This window comes from Richelia intracellularis HH01 (genome assembly GCF_000350105.1).
In the GTDB taxonomy this organism is placed as follows: domain Bacteria; phylum Cyanobacteriota; class Cyanobacteriia; order Cyanobacteriales; family Nostocaceae; genus Richelia; species Richelia intracellularis.
The window spans coordinates 24,111-41,701 of record NZ_CAIY01000029.1; the positions used below are offsets into that span (position 1 = coordinate 24,111).

Consider the following 17,591-nt stretch of genomic DNA (forward strand, 5'->3'; position numbering starts at 1 on the left):
AAATTTTATCAACATACAGAAAAAATTGAACTTTTCTAGAAAGAATCAATATATAGTAGTAGGCAAGCTTGATATTTTAATCTCAGTAGATTGATTTTTTTCGAAAGTTTAGACAAATATCAACAACATACTTATTCCCCATAAAAATACATTTGAATAGCTAACCAGAAGAGAAAATAATTGAAATTGAGATTTTAGTTAATTAGCTACAACTTGTAAAAATACTTTTCCTAGACAAAGCCATCATGATGCGGTGATGGCACCATATAAAAACAAGTATTTTATATAAAATCGGTTGGTATACTATGCTGTGTATTATTTATAGGTAAGTACATAGTTTCAAGTAAAAATTGGTTATGCAGTAACATACCTCATAAATAATATAGATAAAGCTAATTCAAGTGTTGATTTCTAAGTTATTTCCTGAGGATTACAACGAAAATATAAATGATTTAAATCAGATAAGGAAATATCCTGATGTTTTGTATCTCTAAGAAAATAGGGATGAATTGGTAATAAGCTGTTAGTGTTTTGCGTGGGAATAGCCACAATTTTTTCTAGTGTTTTTAGGTACTCTTGTGCTGTTTGATTCCAAGTATAAAATTTTAGGATATGAGCACGGCAACATTTTTGTAAATCTTCCCAAATATTGGTTTGGGAGATTAGTACTTCTAAACCTCGAGCTATATCCTTAGGAGAGGTAGGGTCGATGAAAATACAAAATTGTTCATCTCCTTCCTGTAAACTTTCCTTAGGACCACCATCTTGGGTAGCTACTACTGGTAAACCAGATACAGCAGCTTCCAAAGGAGCTAATCCAAATGGCTCATGGAGAGAAACCAAGGCAAACACAGAGCGATATTGAACAAAAAAGCGATAAGCTGCTGCAAGAGCCGATTGACTGGGGATAGAAAAGGCACTCACTTTACCCCATAGATTGCAATCATCAATAATTCTTCTTATCGGTTCAAGTACTTGTGTTTCACTGATTTCATCATTGGCTTTGTTACGCAATGGGTCATCTTCTCCCTTTGTAAAAATCACCAGGTTAGCTTTTTCTTGTAGAGTCGAACTGGAAGCATATGCTTGCACTAAACCAATATGATTTTTTTGGGTTCTAAACGACTAGAAGCAATAATTGCAGGCAGGGTTGTTCTATCGCTAACAATATCCCGTTCCAACCTAGATTGAATTTGTTGGTAAATTATCTCCTCATTCTCAAGACATATATCAGGCCCAAAAACATCAGGATTTACTCCTGGAGAAATAGTTGCAAAGCGCTTGCCATTATTCACATCTACAGCTCCATGGTAGGCTGGGTGAGCGTACTGATAAAATCTTTCTTGGGTAAGGGTACTAGTAATATTTACCCCTGAATGATTCATACTTAAGCGTTCTGCAACGAGGCGACAACCAAAATGGAAATACTCATTCATTTCCGCTATATTATCTGGATTAACATGGAGTCTATCCATTTTCAGTGCGCCTAGAGAATGAGCTGTAAAGGTAAAAGGAATACCGGTTTGTGCACGAATTAAAACTGCACTCAAACCTCCATCAGCAAAATGAGCAGTCATAGCATCTGGAAATTGCTCCTCTTCTCTATAAAAATTAATAATATTAGGTACCCAATCTTGAACCAAATATGGCCAGAGTAATTCTTTACGTAGAAATTCCTCTGGTCCAGCAGGCAGGCGAATAATACGAATATTTGGCTGGTCTGCATAAGAGTCGAACTTTTCCGCAAATGCAGGCCATTCAGTATCGATAATCTGTCGAGTAAGAATATCAACTTTATGACCTTGTGCAGCGATTGCCAAGGCAAGTTGTTTTACATATACTAACTGACCTCCAAAATCAGGATGTTCTGTCCAGTGACTATCGTTGTAATCAAAGTTTCCTTGGGGGTTAATAAATCCAATATGCATATGACAAAGATGTGAGTCAATAAAGCTGGTTTAAACAACAGGGAATAGAGAACAGAAGGTTTTTATACTTAGTTGAATAATTTTATGAATGTGCTATGCAGCTGATAGGATTTTAAATTATAATTGCGATATCATCTGTACAAAAAACACTGTAAGCATAGCACTGGTTCTTTAATGTTGTCTTTATATCCTAAGATGATAATGATGAGTTAGGGTGTGGAGTCGTTGGTAAATAATTAGATTATTTTTCTGAGACAACTGAAAAATTTCGTTCGGATTTTTTTCCAAGAATGCCAGCACTTTTGAGTAATAGCCAGGTTGTATAGTTTCACTAGAAAGACATATTATTATTTTTATAACTTAGCCAAATCAAGGCTAAATAAATATTAAGGAATAAATTGAATATATTAAAAATAATGTAGGTTATCCCAATATCAAGCATAAGTACTAAAAAACTTTGGGGAATTGCCCAGGTCTAATTTTTCTGGATGGCCACTGTTATTTTGAGAGCATCAGCCAGTCAAAAGAGTTAAATATCCTTCTGCTCTCTATTGTTGCAAGATTAATAGTTAAAAAAAGAAAAGTATGCTGATAGATAGAAGATTAATTATTTCCTTTACTTGACACAAACACTATGTTGTTAACAATACTACTCTGCTGATTATAAAGACTCTTTACAATATCCATTGTCTGTCTAAATAATATTTTTGCCCCCAAGGCAATAGGTTATAAATTTACTGAAGGCTCATGTCTGTATACATTTATTATAATCTTTATTAAGATAAATCAGGATCGAATTTGAGGTTATACTGTCCCATGGATTTATAGTACGTATCTGCTTATCTTGTAATTATATAAAAATAAATTTTACACAACTGCCATAGTAGTAAAAACTTGCTAAATGATAGATAAAACCATATATTTTGATTATTACAAACGACTCAATTCCATTTTTCGCCTTTTCAAAAGGCTAGCATCAAATTCTCGTGATGTTCTCTTTGCTTTAAACTTTATCAGAATAATTTACTTTTTATCTTTCTGGTATGTGATTGATTTAAATTTTCTATTCAACTCCACCTATCATTGCTTATTCTATCCAACCAAGTAATCAATTAGTTGCTTGAAACTGTATGATTTATCTTTTTTCTAAAACTATCCCTTGAAGTAAATATATATTCTAAAAATCTCTACAATTTACGTATGCAAATAATCAGTTTGAGAATATCCTATTTCAAGTAAAACTACTGCTAAATTGAACATTGAAATTATGGTTTAACTTTTTAAAAGTTCCCTTTTTCAATCTGATTAATATTTCACTTTATCCTTGGTCAAATAATTGCTCCCAAGGTAAATTAATGCTTAATATCTATCTAGCATTCTTACAATCTGGTTAATTACTTTCTACCCCCATCATTTTTAGATAACCTCATGAGTGTTGAACTATTAACAGATAGTCTCAAAATAATTTTGAGAGTCTTGAGACCCCACATTTCTCATAAAGACTGTATTTTATGATTTTAGGAAAATAGTATTTATTTATTCTTAATTTTATTTCCAATAACTTTGGAAGTATTTGTAGCAGTGTTAAATCATAAACCATTATTACTATTGTTAATAGTTCAAAAACTTTATTTGTTTAAGTTTACCAATGTAGAAAAGTGGAAATCTTGTGAACTATACCATCCAACCAAAAATGAAAACCTAATATTTAGAGCCTTTACCTAATTAATATATCCCGAATTTAATTTGTTATATTGATAGTTGAATCCAAATCTGTAATAGCACCCAGACTACTTGAAGAGACAAGTTTAGAATACTTTGCTAGTACACCCCTAGTATAACGTGGCGGGCGTGGTCTCCATCTGGTAAACCTTTGAGCTAACTCTGTATCGGAAATATTTAATTGTAACAAACGAGCATTGGCATCAATAGTAATACTATCACCCTCTTTGACTATTGCGATTACACCACCAACAGCTGCTTCTGGAGCAACATGACCAACTACCATGCCATAAGTACCACCTGAAAATCTACCATCGGTAATTAGTCCTACAGAATCTCCTAAACCAGCACCAATAAGGGCAGAGGTAGGAGCCAACATTTCTCTCATCCCTGGGCCACCTTTTGGGCCCTCATAACGTATTACAATTATATCCCCAGCTTGAATGTTGCCATCCAGAATTGTTTGTAAACATTCTTCTTCAGATTCAAAGACTCTGGCTGGTCCAGTAATAACAGGTTCCTTAACTCCTGTAATTTTTGCTACAGAGCCTTCTAAGGCCAGATTACCCTTGAGAACTGTTAGGTGCCCTTGAGAATATATAGGACGACTCCAGGGACGAATTACATCTTGGTCTTGGGGGGGTTCTAGAGGTACACCTTCTAAAACCTCAGCAATAGTTTGTCCAGTAATTGTAATACAGTCACCATATAACAGGTTATGCTCCAGGAGTATTTTCATAACCTGTGGAATACCTCCAACTCTGTGTAGGTCAGTGGTTACATATTTTCCACTAGGTTTCAAATTACATAAAACGGGTGTACGAGCACGAATAACCTCGAAGTCATCTAGGCTAAAATCTACATCGGCAGCATGAGCAATTGCCAAAAAATGTAATATGGCATTTGTAGAACCACCTACTGCCATAACCACGGAAATAGCGTTTTCAATGGATTCACGGGTAATAATGTCTCGGGGCAGGAGTTGTTTGTAGATCGCTTCTATGAGTACAACCGCAGATTTTTCTGCACTTTCAGCCTTCTCAGTATCTTCTGCTGCCATGGTGGAAGAATATGGTAAACTCATGCCCATAGCCTCAAAAGCAGAGGACATAGTATTTGCTGTATACATTCCCCCACAAGAACCGGGACCAGGGCAGGCATTGCGTTCTACAGCCAGCAATCTGTCTTCATCAATTTTGCCGGCACTATATTCACCAACGGCCTCGAAGGCACTCACCACAGTAAGGTCAGACCCTTGAAACTTTCCTGGCTTGATTGTCCCTCCATAGACAAAAATCGCAGGTACATTCATCCGAGCGATCGCAATCATTGCTCCAGGCATGTTTTTATCACAACCACCAATTGCTAATAAACCATCCATGCTTTGTCCATTACAAGCAGTTTCAATGGAGTCAGCAATAACCTCCCGCGAAACGAGGGAATATTTCATTCCCTCAGTCCCCATGGAAATACCATCACTAATAGTAATGGTGCCAAACATTTGTGGCATTGCCCCAGCCTGCTTAATACCTTTTTCTACCCTCTTTGCTAATTCATTAATACCTATATTGCAAGGTGTGATTGTACTATAACCATTAGCAATTCCAACTATTGGTTTTTCGAAATCTTCATCCTGAAAACCAACAGCCCTTAGCATTGCACGATTAGGGGACCTTTGTACTCCTTGGGTGATTGCCTGACTCCTTAAATTTTTCGCCATTCTGAAAATACCTCTAGTATCATTTTATTTTTGATGGCACTTATTTAGTTAGACCATCTTACAACAATTAGAATTACTTTTATTGTATTTCTCTCTCTTCCTTTTATCTTGAAAATACAAGAGATAAGGCTATCTACAAAAGATATTAAAATGAAACTAATTTTATTTAATAATTTATTTAATAAGAGAAGTAATTAAACTGAAGTATTTTCTAAAATTTTCGTCTGATCCTTAATACTATATGAAGTAATTCATAAAAATCTAGAATTTTGGAAACCTGATGCTACATATGAGAATTTACTAATAACCTTTAAAGAGAAGAAAGGAATTTTAATAATGTTGCTAAGTTATACTCAATATTTACAACATAAGCAGTGGATGCAAGTCTCCTTAGAACTAGCTCAGGCTGCAGGAGAAGCTGGCGATGTTCCTGTGGGGGCAGTTATCGTTGATTCATATGGTAATCTTGTGGGGAAAGGAGAAAATCGCAAAGAGAGAGACCAAGATCCCACTGCCCATGCGGAAATAATTGCTTTAAGAACGGCAGCTCGCACACTAGACACTTGGCGATTGAACAGATGTACCCTCTATGTGACCCTCGAACCCTGTCCAATGTGTGCAGGAGCGATCCTCCAATCCCGTTTAGGACTACTGGTTTATGGAGTAGATGATCCCAGAACAGGCGCAATTCGCACGGTTGAAAATATTCCTGACAGTTCAGCATCCAACCACAAACTAATTGTTATCGGAGGCATACTTGAATCTTCTTGCTGCCAAACACTAAAAGCCTGGTTTACTAGCAAGCGACGTCAAACAGAATAAAGGACATAATTCAAATTGCCTAGTTGGAATAATAGAAAAAGGCACTATTTCGCCATACTTATAAACATTTAAATAATTAAGGAGTGATAGCAATCAGAACTGAAAGTAAATCCTAGTTTAACTTTGCAAATCAAATGCAGTTATCTTGATAACTGGAAAGTGAAGGCTCTAAAATATTTTGCCTGCTACATGTAATATCTGACAGCTAATCCGTGTATTAGAAGGAACAGTATGTATTTATTAATACTAATAATAAACTGCACAAGTATATTCCTATGAAATACTCCAGCACAAATAAGCAAAGTAAAATGGGATTACTATAGTTAGTAGTTGACATAATCTGAAAGTCTGTTACTAATCCTTTATCACGGAGTCAAACTATTGAATAATATTCAAAAATACTTAAAATGTTTCCAGTATAATTACCATTCCCCAACCTATAGAAGCTAACCCTGACTGCAGTATGGTAGAAACTATGTACAATTTAGACTCTATTTTTCTTATTTCCCCGCGATATTCACGTTAATAACTATTGCCATTTGACATCTTCATGATCAATAATTATTTTCGTTTGAGTTAATTACCAATTGTGTGTTACCACATTAAATTACGACTGAGATTAAATTGATAAGAAAATCAGTTTATTTGTTTTGCCAGAATGCAAGACAAGCTAGTAGTCCCCTGATACCTTTATCAGTTAGCCATGTTAGATTGTTATGGGGGGAATAATACTATCAGGACTTGTAATGCCTCATACATGTTCCTTGCATAATATAATGGAAAAACATAACTACTAACATCATAAACATCAACCTTATTACAAAACAATTAATAACATATTGACTCTTAGATTATGAATATATTCAAGTGATAACTTTTGACTTTAACTTTCTTGCTTTTTAGCTATTCGACATTCTCATTTATTCCTAGTTGGGACTGAAAATAAATCTGACATTTAGTACTACCAGTGTACTTAGTAGCATTTTACACGTTGTTGATTTTTGCTATTTGACTCCCCCTGAAACCCAATAGTAGTTGATAAGGTGTTATTCTCCGGGCTAAATGATTACCAGTAAAACCACTATTACTATTTGCCCACTACAGAATAGAATTTTTCATGTTGGCAAAATACTTATACTGTGCGAAACCAATATGGAAAAAGACATATAAAAGGATTAAGTAAAGGCACAAGTGCTTGGTATATTAGACATAACAATGTTTTATGAAGTTAAGAGTGGATACCGAATAAATCATTCTTATGCCATTCTTCGTGTAAATCTCACTCCAAGGCCTCTATCCCATCAAAAAAAAGGCTACATTCGAGTATTGGAGATTCTACTTGTATTCCAGTCACGCAACTACCAGCACCGTTATGATGGAACTTCACTCCTATTCTGAAAATAAGTACAAAACAAAAATTCAGACTACTGGTCACAACATTCAGACTACTGGTCACAATATAACGACCTCTCATGTTTGTCCTTGGTTTAGTCCTGTAGCTTATTTTTTGGGACATAACCTAGTTCTGCCCTGTTTCTTTCGTCAAATAAAAATCACAGGGCAAGAAAACATACCTAAAACCGGACCAGTTATTCTTGCTCCTACCCATCGTTCTCGTTGGGATGCATTATTGATTCCCTATGCTACAGGGCGTTGTGTTACTGGTAGAGATTTAAGATTTATGGTGACAATAAATGAGTGTAAAGGCTTACAAGGATGGTTTGTAAGACGTATGGGGGGTTTTCCTGTCAATCCCCAACACCCTTCAATCAAAACCCTACGTCATGGTGTTGATTTGCTTTGCCAACAAGAATCTGTGGTAATCTTCCCAGAAGGGGGTATTTTTCGAGATGGTCAAGTACATACTCTTAAAGCAGGAATTGCTCGCTTGGCTTTAACTGCCGAATCTAGTCATCCAGGATTGGGAATTCAAATCCTACCTATAGGCATTAACTATAGTCAAGCCTATCCCCAATGGGGTGCTGATGCTAGAATCAGCATCGGTATCAGTATTCCAGTTGTGGATTATGTCAATGGTTGTGTCAAACAAGACGCAAAAAACCTGACTCAAGATTTAAGAACAGCCTTACAACAATTGAGTAATGATCGTCTTGTGATTACTAATCATCCAGCACTGGCGCAAACATCTAACCCTTAAAATCATCACTGATAATTATATTCATAGTTTGTATTTTAAATATTTACTTTTAGTTTAACCACCCAGAGATAGTTGCCAACCATTGATGGTTCCCATATCTCGTGGTGAAAAATCTATAACCCATAAATACCAATCTCCTTGAGATTGCAAGTGCAGTACTTGCTTAAGTTTAGGATGAGAAATCAGTGTGCATATGGTTTTGAAATTTGTACGGCAACCTAATGTGCGATTTTGTAATAAGACTCGTTGATTATTAGGAGTGATTAAGTAAATTTCCAAATCTCCCAGGAATTGGTGGTAAATATCAATAGTAACTCGGATATCTTTCACTAGAATGGATTCTGAAATTTTAATTCCACTGGTAATTCCCTGAGGATCGTAATCGGGTATTTTAATAGGGTGATTGTTCATTCCCACTATATGTTTACTCATGCTATTAGGGATAATCCGCATTTGGGAAGCTAACTTTACAGCTCTCCCTGCGTTCACCTTCCCATGACCGAACCATAGGGAATGACCATTTTCATCATAGGTTCCTCCACACATACCTAATTGAGAGTCGGGATTAGTATCAACAATCTTGTCCGCTGTTTGTTCTAAAATTGTTCTGATTTGGGAAGTTGTTAAATCAGGGTTTATAGACAGAATTAAAGCTACTACTCCTGCCACAATGGAAGTTGCGCTAGAAGTCCCACCAAAGTTACTTGTAAAATCTCCAGGACTGTAACCGGCTTCTTCCAGTTGCTTTGTGTCAAACATTCCTCTTCCTGGAAGGTCATTAATAATAGCAGGTTGAGTAAAAACAAATCCTGCTTCTTGAAACCACATTCCTGGAGGTGCATTATTACTAGGAGAACATATAGATATATTTTCTCCCCAATTACTATAGGCAGCTTTTCGATTTAAACTAGTTGATGCAGATACAGTTATCACATCTGGATGCACTGCAAAACCATTGAGCCAATGGGTATTTTCTTGTATCATGTCCTTTGGCCAATTGCACTCGTAGACTGTGCCATTGATAGGACGGTTGGTATTACCCGCAGAAAATAAAATTACACATCCATTACCATTTCTACCTTCAGCAGCTGCATAAGCAATTACAGCCCTTTGTCGCAAGGATAGGGGAAAATATACTGCTGAAGCTCCCCAACAGCAGGAAATTATACTAGCTCCATTTTCCACAGACCAGTTAAAAATGCTTTCAATAGAATTATCATCAATAAAACCCGTAGTACGAATGGGCATTAAGGCACATCCAGGAGCTACACCTATAATTCCACAACCATTATCTTCTGCCAGTGCAATTCCTGCGCTGGCGTTACCATGACTGATTCTATTGTCTCCTGGTAGTGGAAGGAAGTTATTGTCCTTTAAATCTTTGGGAGCAACAATTTTACTAGTACCCTGAAAATCAGGATGGTTTAAATCGAAAGAATCATCCACTACAGCTATTACCACGGAACGATTACCTCGAGTCATATCCCAGGCTTTTTCCACTGAAATATGTGACAGAGAAGCTAATTCTGAGCCTCCATTATGGTTGAGGTACCACTGGTATGAGTATAGGAAATCTTGGCGTTGATGATGGGTTTCCTGACGTATAATAATATTCGGTTCAGCTACCAAAACCTCGGGAAATATGATTATACTATTAGTGATTTTTATAGGGTTAATAGGGGCTTGTTGACTTACACGGAAACTGAAAGTATTGGGCAGAAAATTCACGTGTTGAGCATCACATAAATTAAGTTTCGCTACTAAAGAGTTTATTTGAGTTTCATTAACCCCAGAAGCAAATTGAACCGTTATTTCATCGGAAAGGTATATAGAAGTACCTGGACTATTTGGAAATTGATAAACATGACTGGCGAAAGCCACATTCTTATTAAGCCTGGCTAGAGACATAGACTTTTCTAAGTTTTCTGGAAGAACTTGAAATAGGTCCAACCTCACCTGGGGTATATGGCACTGCCATATACCCCAGGTGAGGTTGGATAAATCTTGGGAAGAAAGTGGAACTCGAAAACGTAAAGTAAAGTAATTGCCCAATTTCTCCAAGCAAAATTCTTCTCCGCCACGTTGTAAAATAATTCCCATAATACTTCTTGGAAATCCTTCATAATGGAAATATCAGCAGGACTTGAACTATTTTTTATAACAGTATTTTAATTACTTTAAATGATGTTGTGAAAACTATGATAACTATAGAAAATAGAAACAAATTAGTTTACGGTTAAATTGAGTGTAAACAATAGTACAAATGAGAAATAGTGTTTGAGAGTTTGCAAAGCCAAAAGTTACCATTCAGTAAATCAAGCTGTAAAGTGGCTGACTCACTAAAAATCATAAAATACAGTTAACTCAAAGTCTTTCTTACCCTTATATTCATCACACTCTTCCCTAGTATTGTTGAATAATAAGGAAGCCCACTGGTTAATGAAAAACCACAGGTGAAGGTGCTAGTGTTGTCAACCAATTATTTAGTAAAAGCAAGACTGAATAGTAAAACTTATGGTATTGAATCAGCAGTTTTTTACAATAAACACAACCTACTTATTTTTTTGTGAGTAGATTATATTTGACCCCAGTATGTTATGTTCTCACGCTAACATCACAAGATATAGTTCAACTCTAGGTTTAACCGTCGTTGTCAGTTTATACTCTAAATTTTTTTGATTAATATAATTGTTTTCTGTCTAAACTGTACCTAAGCATTTCATTAAATCAACAACAAATTACAAGAAGCTGTAGTAACAAAGTGCTTTTAGTAAAAAAAGTAACATTGCCTAAAGTCAAAATAAGAAATTTAAAAGACTTCACTAAAATAAAAATTGTTATTGGGTTTTGGGAAATTATGATTAGGTGAATTGAATATCCTCATCTACCACTCTTAAAATCTAAGCTAACTAAGTTTTTTTTCTGGTCAAAGGCTAAAGACATATTTGCAAGAAATTTGCAGGAGCTGGGTAAAGTAAGAGTATGTTACTTTTTAATCAAGGTATGTTTAGAAGAGACCCATAAATTTTTTCATCAGTTAATCGACATAATTCTTAAAAATAAAAGTTATAAAGTAGGTTATATTAACCTACTTTATAACTTTTATTTCCTGGAAAAATCCTTAAATTATTATCATGACTATCAATTTATTAAATATTCAAACTTTAGCCAATATGCAAATCAGACTTGTGATGCTTCCAGGACAGTTATCTGTGAAACTTGATATTTATCCATCTAAATAACGGCAAGTGATTCCCAAACTCGAGTTACTTGTATCATTTAGAATGATATAGCAAGGTAACAGCCTGGCATTTGTTAATAAAAGTAAAAGTCATTTTTAGTAATTGCGATGGTTAATACCAAAGAAATTGAGGCAATGATTAAGGCACACATGCCAGATGCTCAGGTGGAGGTTCAAGACTTAACAGGTGGTGGTGACCACTACCAATTAACTGTTGTCTCGTCGCAATTTGCCGACAAAGGACTGGTACAACAGCACAAACTCGTTTATGCCACTTTGCAGGAAGCTATATCTAGCGAAGCCATTCATGCCTTAGCTATAAAAACATATACACCAGAAACCTGGAAAACCAAATCCATCTGCTAGAACCCAAATAATATGACACTTACTGAGTGGTATATTAGCCAATACAATACTGATTACCAATAAAAAAACTACCAGAAGGCAAACATCATGATATCAGAAGTCAAGGAAAAAATTGATACTTTGATCGAACAGAATAAGATTTTAGTTTTTATGAAAGGAACCAAACTGATGCCCCAATGTGGTTTTTCTAACAATGTAGTACAGATTCTCAATTCTTTAGGAATTAACTTTGAAACTGTTGATATTTTGGAAGATAATGAAATTCGTCAGGGAATCAAGGAATATTCCAATTGGCCTACCATTCCCCAAGTTTATATTAATGGTGAGTTTGTTGGTGGTTCTGATATCATGATTGAACTTTACCAGAAAGGTGAGCTACAGCAAATGGTAGAAGTTGCTTTAGCTTCATAGAGGGCAAACATTGTTTGTTGTTAATACAACAAACAATGTTTGCCCTGCGGGGATTAAAGTTCTATTAAGTGATCTATAAATAACCGCTCTATGTTTGAAGAGAAAAGGAGATTAGTTCTTACCAGTATAAAACTCGACAAATAGGGGTGATGTTAGGCAATGTTATAAGATTGCCAAAACTTATTAAAAATGATGTAGATCAGCCGTATTTATCCGAGAATCGCAGGAATGATTAGTGTTCAGTTAGGTCCTAGTGGAATTCAATGATAATCGGGTTCAGGCTCTGTTTGAACCATAATGAAATTAGAGATATCATACAAATAACGAGTTACCTCCTCTTCTAGACGGTGTATCAGAAAAGGCTCAATAGTATTGCTGTGCCTAAGTGCAGCTAGGTAACCATCCAAATATATACGTATATCATCTGTGCGGTAACCCCGATTCCATAATTCAACAAAGGCATCCGTTAGTTTCTGGTAGTGGCGGATAGTACTTGTATCTTGGAGCATAGCTTCTATGGCAGTCCCTGTAGAATGAATGTCACAAGCAATTGAAACTTTTCTTATTTAAGTCTCATTCAGACTTTTATGTGCGGGAATTTGATAATTCTAGCGATTACATACTTGTTAACCACTAGCAACACTTTATTTAAAGATCCTATTCCAGAGAATAGTAAGTTTGCCAACTTGGTTAAGTTATTGTGATAATTTGACTTCATTTCCATATAAATCCAATAGTTATTTTACAAGTAAAAAAGACTGATGAATAACTTTTGTAGCAAGTTACACAGTTATTATGATTATTTAGAGCTGATTACAAGGTACTTTAACAAGACCAACAAAAATCTAAAAAGACTAAGACTATATTTCATTATTAAAATCTAGTAATAAGGTGATTAGTAAAATTTTATGAGCGGAAAAACTATTTTGATTATGGAGAGGTAACAATCGCTACAAAACTCAAGATATAGGCTTTGTTACTTTGAAGGTCATAGACGCTGAGGGGTCTTGACTGTGAGTTCGGTTAGTATTCAGATAATTGAGGGAAATCCCCATCTTAGGTCATTGTTAGGTTGGCATTTGCAACAACTTGACTATCGGGTTTACCAAGCAGCCAGTATTTACCAAGCAAGGGAGGTTTTCTTGAACCATCAGCCAACACTAATTATTCTTGATGCGGATTTGTCTGATGGAGATGGTTTAGAATTTTGTCACTGGTTGTATAATCAGCAACAGCCTTTGATATTGATGTTATCTATCCAAAATAGCGAGGCTGATATTGTTAAGGGCTTAAATGCAGGTGCAGATGACTACCTGAGCAAACCCTTCGGTATGCAAGAGTTTCTGGCACGAGTGCGGGTGCTAACTCGGCGAAAGCGTACTACTGCCGCACCAGTGTATTTAGATTATGGAAGTTTACAGATTGATTTGATTCAACGTAGGGTACGTTTCCAAGGGAAGTTTATAGATTTAACTCCTCAAGAATTTAGCCTATTATATGTTCTAGCACAGGCTGAAGGGGTTCCTCTGAGTAGAGCAGAGTTATTGCGCCGTGCTTGGCCTAATGCTATTGATAACCCACGTACAATTGATACCCATGTATTATCATTGCGAAAAAAGGTGGAGTTTGATCCTAGACAGCCCAGTTTAATTCAAACTATCCGAAATGTAGGATACAGATTTAATATGGAAATGTTGGATTCTAATTTTTCTTCTAATCATTTGAATTTAAGTCAAGAAATATTAAACAATCAAAGGATAACTTTGAATGCCCAATTTAATACTCAAAGTTAGGCTTAAACTGTCACTTGTAGAAGTGTTATATTAGCAATAATAGAAAAATCCTACAGACTATAATGTGATCATATTGTGATTTTTAGTTATTACTTGGCATTATTCGGAGTTTATTAAAAGTCAAAGTCATCTTTTTTATATGCTGCATTGTGAATATTTTGATTTAATTTTTGCCAATTGACCATGTTTTTTGTTTGATTTAGTATAAGACAGCCTTCATGTAAATGTAGCAAGCGATCACAAAATCCCTCAACTAAATCTAACCTATGGTTCACCATGACAATTGTAGTTTGGTAATTTTGGGATATCCATTTAAGTGTTCGTAAGACTAAATTGGCTGTAGTGAAGTCCAGGGATGAGGTTGGTTCATCTAAGAGTAATATTTGCGGTTCAATAGCCAAAACACGCGCGATTGCAATCAATTGTCGCTGTCCTGATGATAATTGTGTTTCTGTGAGCTTCAGCCATTCATCAGAAATTTGTAATTTTTCCCGCCATTTTCTAACTCGTTGTGCTATCACCTGTTGGGGAAGATTACGTAAAAGTAATGGGTAGTCTAGGGCTTCTTGTACTGTCATTCCTAATAATTTTGATTCCTGAGGCATTAAAACTATTTGCTTGCGTAATAAAATTACAGGAACCCTATTATATTCTTGGCCATCCCAGAATATTCTACCTTTACTTGGTGTACTTAGGCGGTTTATGAGTCGTAACAAGAGGGTTTTGCCTGCACCGGGATAACCCACAATGGCAACTTTCTCGCCTTTAAATATTTCAAAGGATATGTCTTGTAGGATAGGATATCCTTGTTTTTTATCTGGTAAACTACCATACAAGTAAACTTTTTCTAGTTTCAGTTTTGGGTATTGAGAAGTTTCCAAAGTAGATTATCACTTAGTAAATGTTATAAATTATTTCATTGCCGCCATTTTGTCCTTTATCCAAAATTATAGGATAGGATGACGGCACCGCCTTGTAGTTGTTAGAATCCCTGCATACCATTACTTAGTGTTAAGGCATTAGTAATCGTCCAAGCATCTACTAGCAACAACACGAAGGTTAATCCAAGCAAAATCATATACATCCAAGGTTGTGCCAAAGGATAGACATTACTGGTATCTATACCTGTTTTTGCTTGTACTAGATTTACCAGTCGAGCAAAGCCCGCAATACGCATTGGTAGCAAGTAAGCTTTACCTTGTGAGGTGATAAAATAGTAAACTATACCCCCTTGTCCTGTAGTTCGGGACTTTAATTGAGTTATTTCTGACCAATATAAAGACCAGTCCCTGCGCAAGAAAGCCCTAATCCAATTGGTATAAGTGACTTCTATCTTTGCTTCATCAGCAATAACTCTTTCTGTCATAATTCCATATAATCCCACAAAACCTATAACAATTCCCAACCAAAGGAAGCTAGGTGGAATGGAAGCACTGACAAATTTTGCCAAGAAAGGTAAAGGGATTGTCAAGGCGATATACATGGTTAATAGGGTAATCCTGATTAACGGGGAAATGTTAAAAACAACAGGATTATTATTGACTAAGCTCACTGTCATTTAATTTTGGGTTGAGGTTTATTTCAGGGATAAATTGGGTAAACATCTAAAACTAATGGAAGAATTTAGTACCCAAATATATGGTAACTGGCATGGCCAGTGATTGAATAGAATTTCCAAAAATTGAGTATGATATAAACAACTTGTGCTTATTACCTATTTAAATGATGATATGTGCCCCACGTAGATGCTTACCAAGTGTCAAATTAGTAGAAAATGCTAGTAAATTAGTTATTTTAAGAGTTAATACTTAATAAAAACGGCAGAATTTTTTCTACTATTAAAAATAGTAGAAAAAACTAATTTTGGTGCAATTGCTAAGAATACTTAATAGGTAAAAAAGACATAACCAAATGGTCACTGATTATGTCTTTTCATTAATATGTAACTAATTATAGATAATGCCTGTAGTAATTAATGCAAAATTCCAAGTTTCATTTGCGTAGGGACAACTATGCAATAACAAGTACCCAGTAACCAATATATTTTCTACTAAAAATTGAAAAAATAAGCCATAAAAATAATTTTTATTTAAATTAAGTAATCCAGATTATTTCAAAATTGTTAATACTCAGTTGAGAAAGTATTTATTTTAAGCTGTTACTCCCTTTATTCATGTGGCTCCGTTAATCTTTCTACTAAACATTTTCATTTAGATGTTTATATTATAAAGATATCAATACTCCTATAGCTACCTGACTAGGCTTGAAAAGTAAGTAAAAAACTATTTTGTTTCAAATAGGAAAAATAAAGTTATTTGTATAGATAAAGTTCTTCTAAGTTAAGTCCATATATTTTTTTGTTCTTCTATTAAGTTAAATACTTTTGCACAATTCCCCACCCTGTCAGAGAAACCCAAACAAAACCAAAAAACAGTACTATATTTACACCAATATGAATTTTTCTAGCCCAGTTATAACCCTTGCGGATCATCAAAGCACTACCTGTAGATACTAAAACTAGGGCTACTACTGTCAAGCCGGCAAATAAGTGGGACGACTGCCCTAAAAAACCGAAATGGCCTAAAGTACCAATAATTCCGATAAACAACAAAAGAAGTACTAAACTTGCCATACACCAACCGATAAAATAGTGGAACCCAGCCAAGTTTCTCTTGTTTCTTATTCTCCAAATCCAATCTGGAATAGTTTTGTTCTTTTTACCGTTTGTCTTGGCAATTAACATTAATATACCAGTGAACGCCAAAATAAAATAAAATAATAATGATAGACTCATTGACCATGCTGCAATTTTCCATAGCCAAAGGAAAGAAGGTAAATTCATAGCGTATGTTTACATTTATTTGTATTCAAATATAACTTGGAAATTTATCAAACCATAAGAAAATCAATGGAGAAAACCACTATAAACGTATCTTTGATACCACAAATTGTCCCTGAGTTTTACTCTAAGAAAACACATAAATACTGATTCAGTTTAAGGTTAATTGTGCAGGGCTTAATAAGTTTAAATTATATAACTGTTAGCCATCTGCTGATTTATTTTCTTGAGTAACTAGAAACTATTCAGATTATCCTACAGAGCAACTAACTATTTGGAATAATGACCAGGCCAGATGACCTATTAAGGTTAGTCTCTAACCCATTGGTAATTACAAGTGGAAAATCGTTTACTTAAAAACCAAAATTTATATAAGTGAATTGATTAAGTGATAGGTTGTAAATTGAGATTAAGCTTGATTAGAAAATCGACTTATCATGTGATTCTACTAATGCAACTTTTATAATAGGCATTTGACGACTTCATAACTATGATTTCAGGTAATTCTTACAATCCTTGTTAAGAGTAAATATGTTTATACTTAACATGAAGAGTGCCAAATTTTATTCCTTACAAGTTTTTGATTTTATT

Annotated in this window: 13 protein-coding genes; 5 read left to right on the forward strand and 8 right to left on the reverse strand. The window is 35.1% G+C overall.

Annotation, left to right across the window (positions count from 1 at the left end):
• Positions 1–411: 411 nt before the first annotated feature.
• The 3 genes from RINTHH_RS11160 to ilvD form a co-directional block, all read right to left on the reverse strand.
• A complete protein-coding gene (locus RINTHH_RS11160; RefSeq protein WP_231291151.1) occupies positions 412–1,092 on the reverse strand; it encodes a glycosyltransferase in 681 nt (226 codons plus the stop codon).
• A complete protein-coding gene (locus RINTHH_RS11165; RefSeq protein WP_008232866.1) occupies positions 1,092–1,928 on the reverse strand; it encodes a glycosyltransferase in 837 nt (278 codons plus the stop codon). Before RINTHH_RS11165 ends, RINTHH_RS11160 begins: the two co-directional genes overlap by 1 nt.
• A 1,741-nt stretch (positions 1,929–3,669) precedes the next feature.
• On the reverse strand, positions 3,670–5,370 hold the full coding sequence (gene ilvD, locus RINTHH_RS03335; protein ID WP_008232868.1) for a dihydroxy-acid dehydratase: 1,701 nt from the start codon (positions 5,368–5,370) through the stop codon (positions 3,670–3,672).
• A 336-nt stretch (positions 5,371–5,706) separates the two neighbouring features.
• On the opposite strand from ilvD, the gene tadA reads away from it, so the two are divergent.
• Both tadA and RINTHH_RS03345 read left to right on the forward strand, forming a co-directional pair.
• On the forward strand, positions 5,707–6,192 hold the full coding sequence (tadA, locus tag RINTHH_RS03340; protein ID WP_008232870.1) for a tRNA adenosine(34) deaminase TadA: 486 nt from the start codon (positions 5,707–5,709) through the stop codon (positions 6,190–6,192).
• Positions 6,193–7,564: 1,372 nt separating this feature from the next.
• The gene (locus RINTHH_RS03345; RefSeq protein WP_155942032.1) at positions 7,565–8,350 is read left to right on the forward strand and encodes a lysophospholipid acyltransferase family protein; all 786 of its coding nucleotides are present in this window, start codon (positions 7,565–7,567) and stop codon (positions 8,348–8,350) included.
• Positions 8,351–8,404: 54 nt separating this feature from the next.
• Here the strand turns inward: RINTHH_RS03345 and RINTHH_RS03350 are convergent, their stop codons facing one another.
• A complete protein-coding gene (locus RINTHH_RS03350) occupies positions 8,405–10,450 on the reverse strand; it encodes a S8 family serine peptidase (RefSeq protein ID WP_008232881.1) in 2,046 nt (681 codons plus the stop codon).
• Positions 10,451–11,699: 1,249 nt separating this feature from the next.
• Here RINTHH_RS03350 and RINTHH_RS03355 point away from each other — a divergent pair.
• Positions 11,700–11,957: a BolA family protein gene (locus RINTHH_RS03355; protein WP_008232907.1), complete on the forward strand. Its 258-nt coding sequence runs from the start codon at positions 11,700–11,702 to the stop codon at positions 11,955–11,957.
• 87 nt (positions 11,958–12,044) lie between these two features.
• Positions 12,045–12,368, forward strand: a complete 324-nt coding sequence (grxD, locus tag RINTHH_RS03360) for a Grx4 family monothiol glutaredoxin (protein WP_008232908.1) — start codon at positions 12,045–12,047, stop codon at positions 12,366–12,368.
• A gap of 260 nt (positions 12,369–12,628) precedes the next feature.
• Here grxD and RINTHH_RS03365 read toward each other — a convergent pair whose 3' ends face one another.
• Positions 12,629–12,877: a DUF6761 family protein gene (locus RINTHH_RS03365; RefSeq protein ID WP_008232909.1), complete on the reverse strand. Its 249-nt coding sequence runs from the start codon at positions 12,875–12,877 to the stop codon at positions 12,629–12,631.
• 504 nt (positions 12,878–13,381) lie between these two features.
• Here RINTHH_RS03365 and RINTHH_RS03370 point away from each other — a divergent pair.
• The gene (locus tag RINTHH_RS03370; protein ID WP_008232910.1) at positions 13,382–14,161 is read left to right on the forward strand and encodes a response regulator transcription factor; all 780 of its coding nucleotides are present in this window, start codon (positions 13,382–13,384) and stop codon (positions 14,159–14,161) included.
• A 113-nt stretch (positions 14,162–14,274) separates the two neighbouring features.
• On the opposite strand, the gene RINTHH_RS03375 is transcribed toward RINTHH_RS03370, so the two are convergent.
• The 3 genes from RINTHH_RS03375 to RINTHH_RS03385 all read right to left on the reverse strand — a co-directional run bounded on the left by RINTHH_RS03375 (position 14,275) and on the right by RINTHH_RS03385 (position 17,003).
• Positions 14,275–15,042: an ABC transporter ATP-binding protein gene (locus tag RINTHH_RS03375; protein WP_044304518.1), complete on the reverse strand. Its 768-nt coding sequence runs from the start codon at positions 15,040–15,042 to the stop codon at positions 14,275–14,277.
• Positions 15,043–15,143: 101 nt separating this feature from the next.
• Positions 15,144–15,719, reverse strand: a complete 576-nt coding sequence (locus RINTHH_RS03380; protein ID WP_044304520.1) for a hypothetical protein — start codon at positions 15,717–15,719, stop codon at positions 15,144–15,146.
• 810 nt (positions 15,720–16,529) lie between these two features.
• Complete coding sequence (locus RINTHH_RS03385) at positions 16,530–17,003, reverse strand: DUF4079 domain-containing protein (RefSeq protein WP_044304523.1); 474 nt, start codon at positions 17,001–17,003, stop codon at positions 16,530–16,532.
• Between the last annotated feature and the right edge of the window lie 588 nt (positions 17,004–17,591).

Excerpts from the sequence above, each read along its gene's own strand:
- RINTHH_RS11165 (WP_008232866.1), bottom strand. The coding sequence starts at position 1,928 with ATGCATATTGGATTTATTAACCCCCAAGGAAACTTTGATTACAACGAT.
- ilvD (WP_008232868.1), bottom strand. The coding sequence starts at position 5,370 with ATGGCGAAAAATTTAAGGAGTCAGGCAATCACCCAAGGAGTACAAAGG.
- tadA (WP_008232870.1), top strand. The coding sequence starts at position 5,707 with ATGTTGCTAAGTTATACTCAATATTTACAACATAAGCAGTGGATGCAA.
- RINTHH_RS03345 (WP_155942032.1), top strand. The coding sequence starts at position 7,565 with ATGATGGAACTTCACTCCTATTCTGAAAATAAGTACAAAACAAAAATT.
- RINTHH_RS03350 (WP_008232881.1), bottom strand. The coding sequence starts at position 10,450 with ATGGGAATTATTTTACAACGTGGCGGAGAAGAATTTTGCTTGGAGAAA.
- RINTHH_RS03355 (WP_008232907.1), top strand. The coding sequence starts at position 11,700 with ATGGTTAATACCAAAGAAATTGAGGCAATGATTAAGGCACACATGCCA.
- grxD (WP_008232908.1), top strand. The coding sequence starts at position 12,045 with ATGATATCAGAAGTCAAGGAAAAAATTGATACTTTGATCGAACAGAAT.
- RINTHH_RS03365 (WP_008232909.1), bottom strand. The coding sequence starts at position 12,877 with ATGCTCCAAGATACAAGTACTATCCGCCACTACCAGAAACTAACGGAT.
- RINTHH_RS03380 (WP_044304520.1), bottom strand. The coding sequence starts at position 15,719 with ATGACAGTGAGCTTAGTCAATAATAATCCTGTTGTTTTTAACATTTCC.
- RINTHH_RS03385 (WP_044304523.1), bottom strand. The coding sequence starts at position 17,003 with ATGAATTTACCTTCTTTCCTTTGGCTATGGAAAATTGCAGCATGGTCA.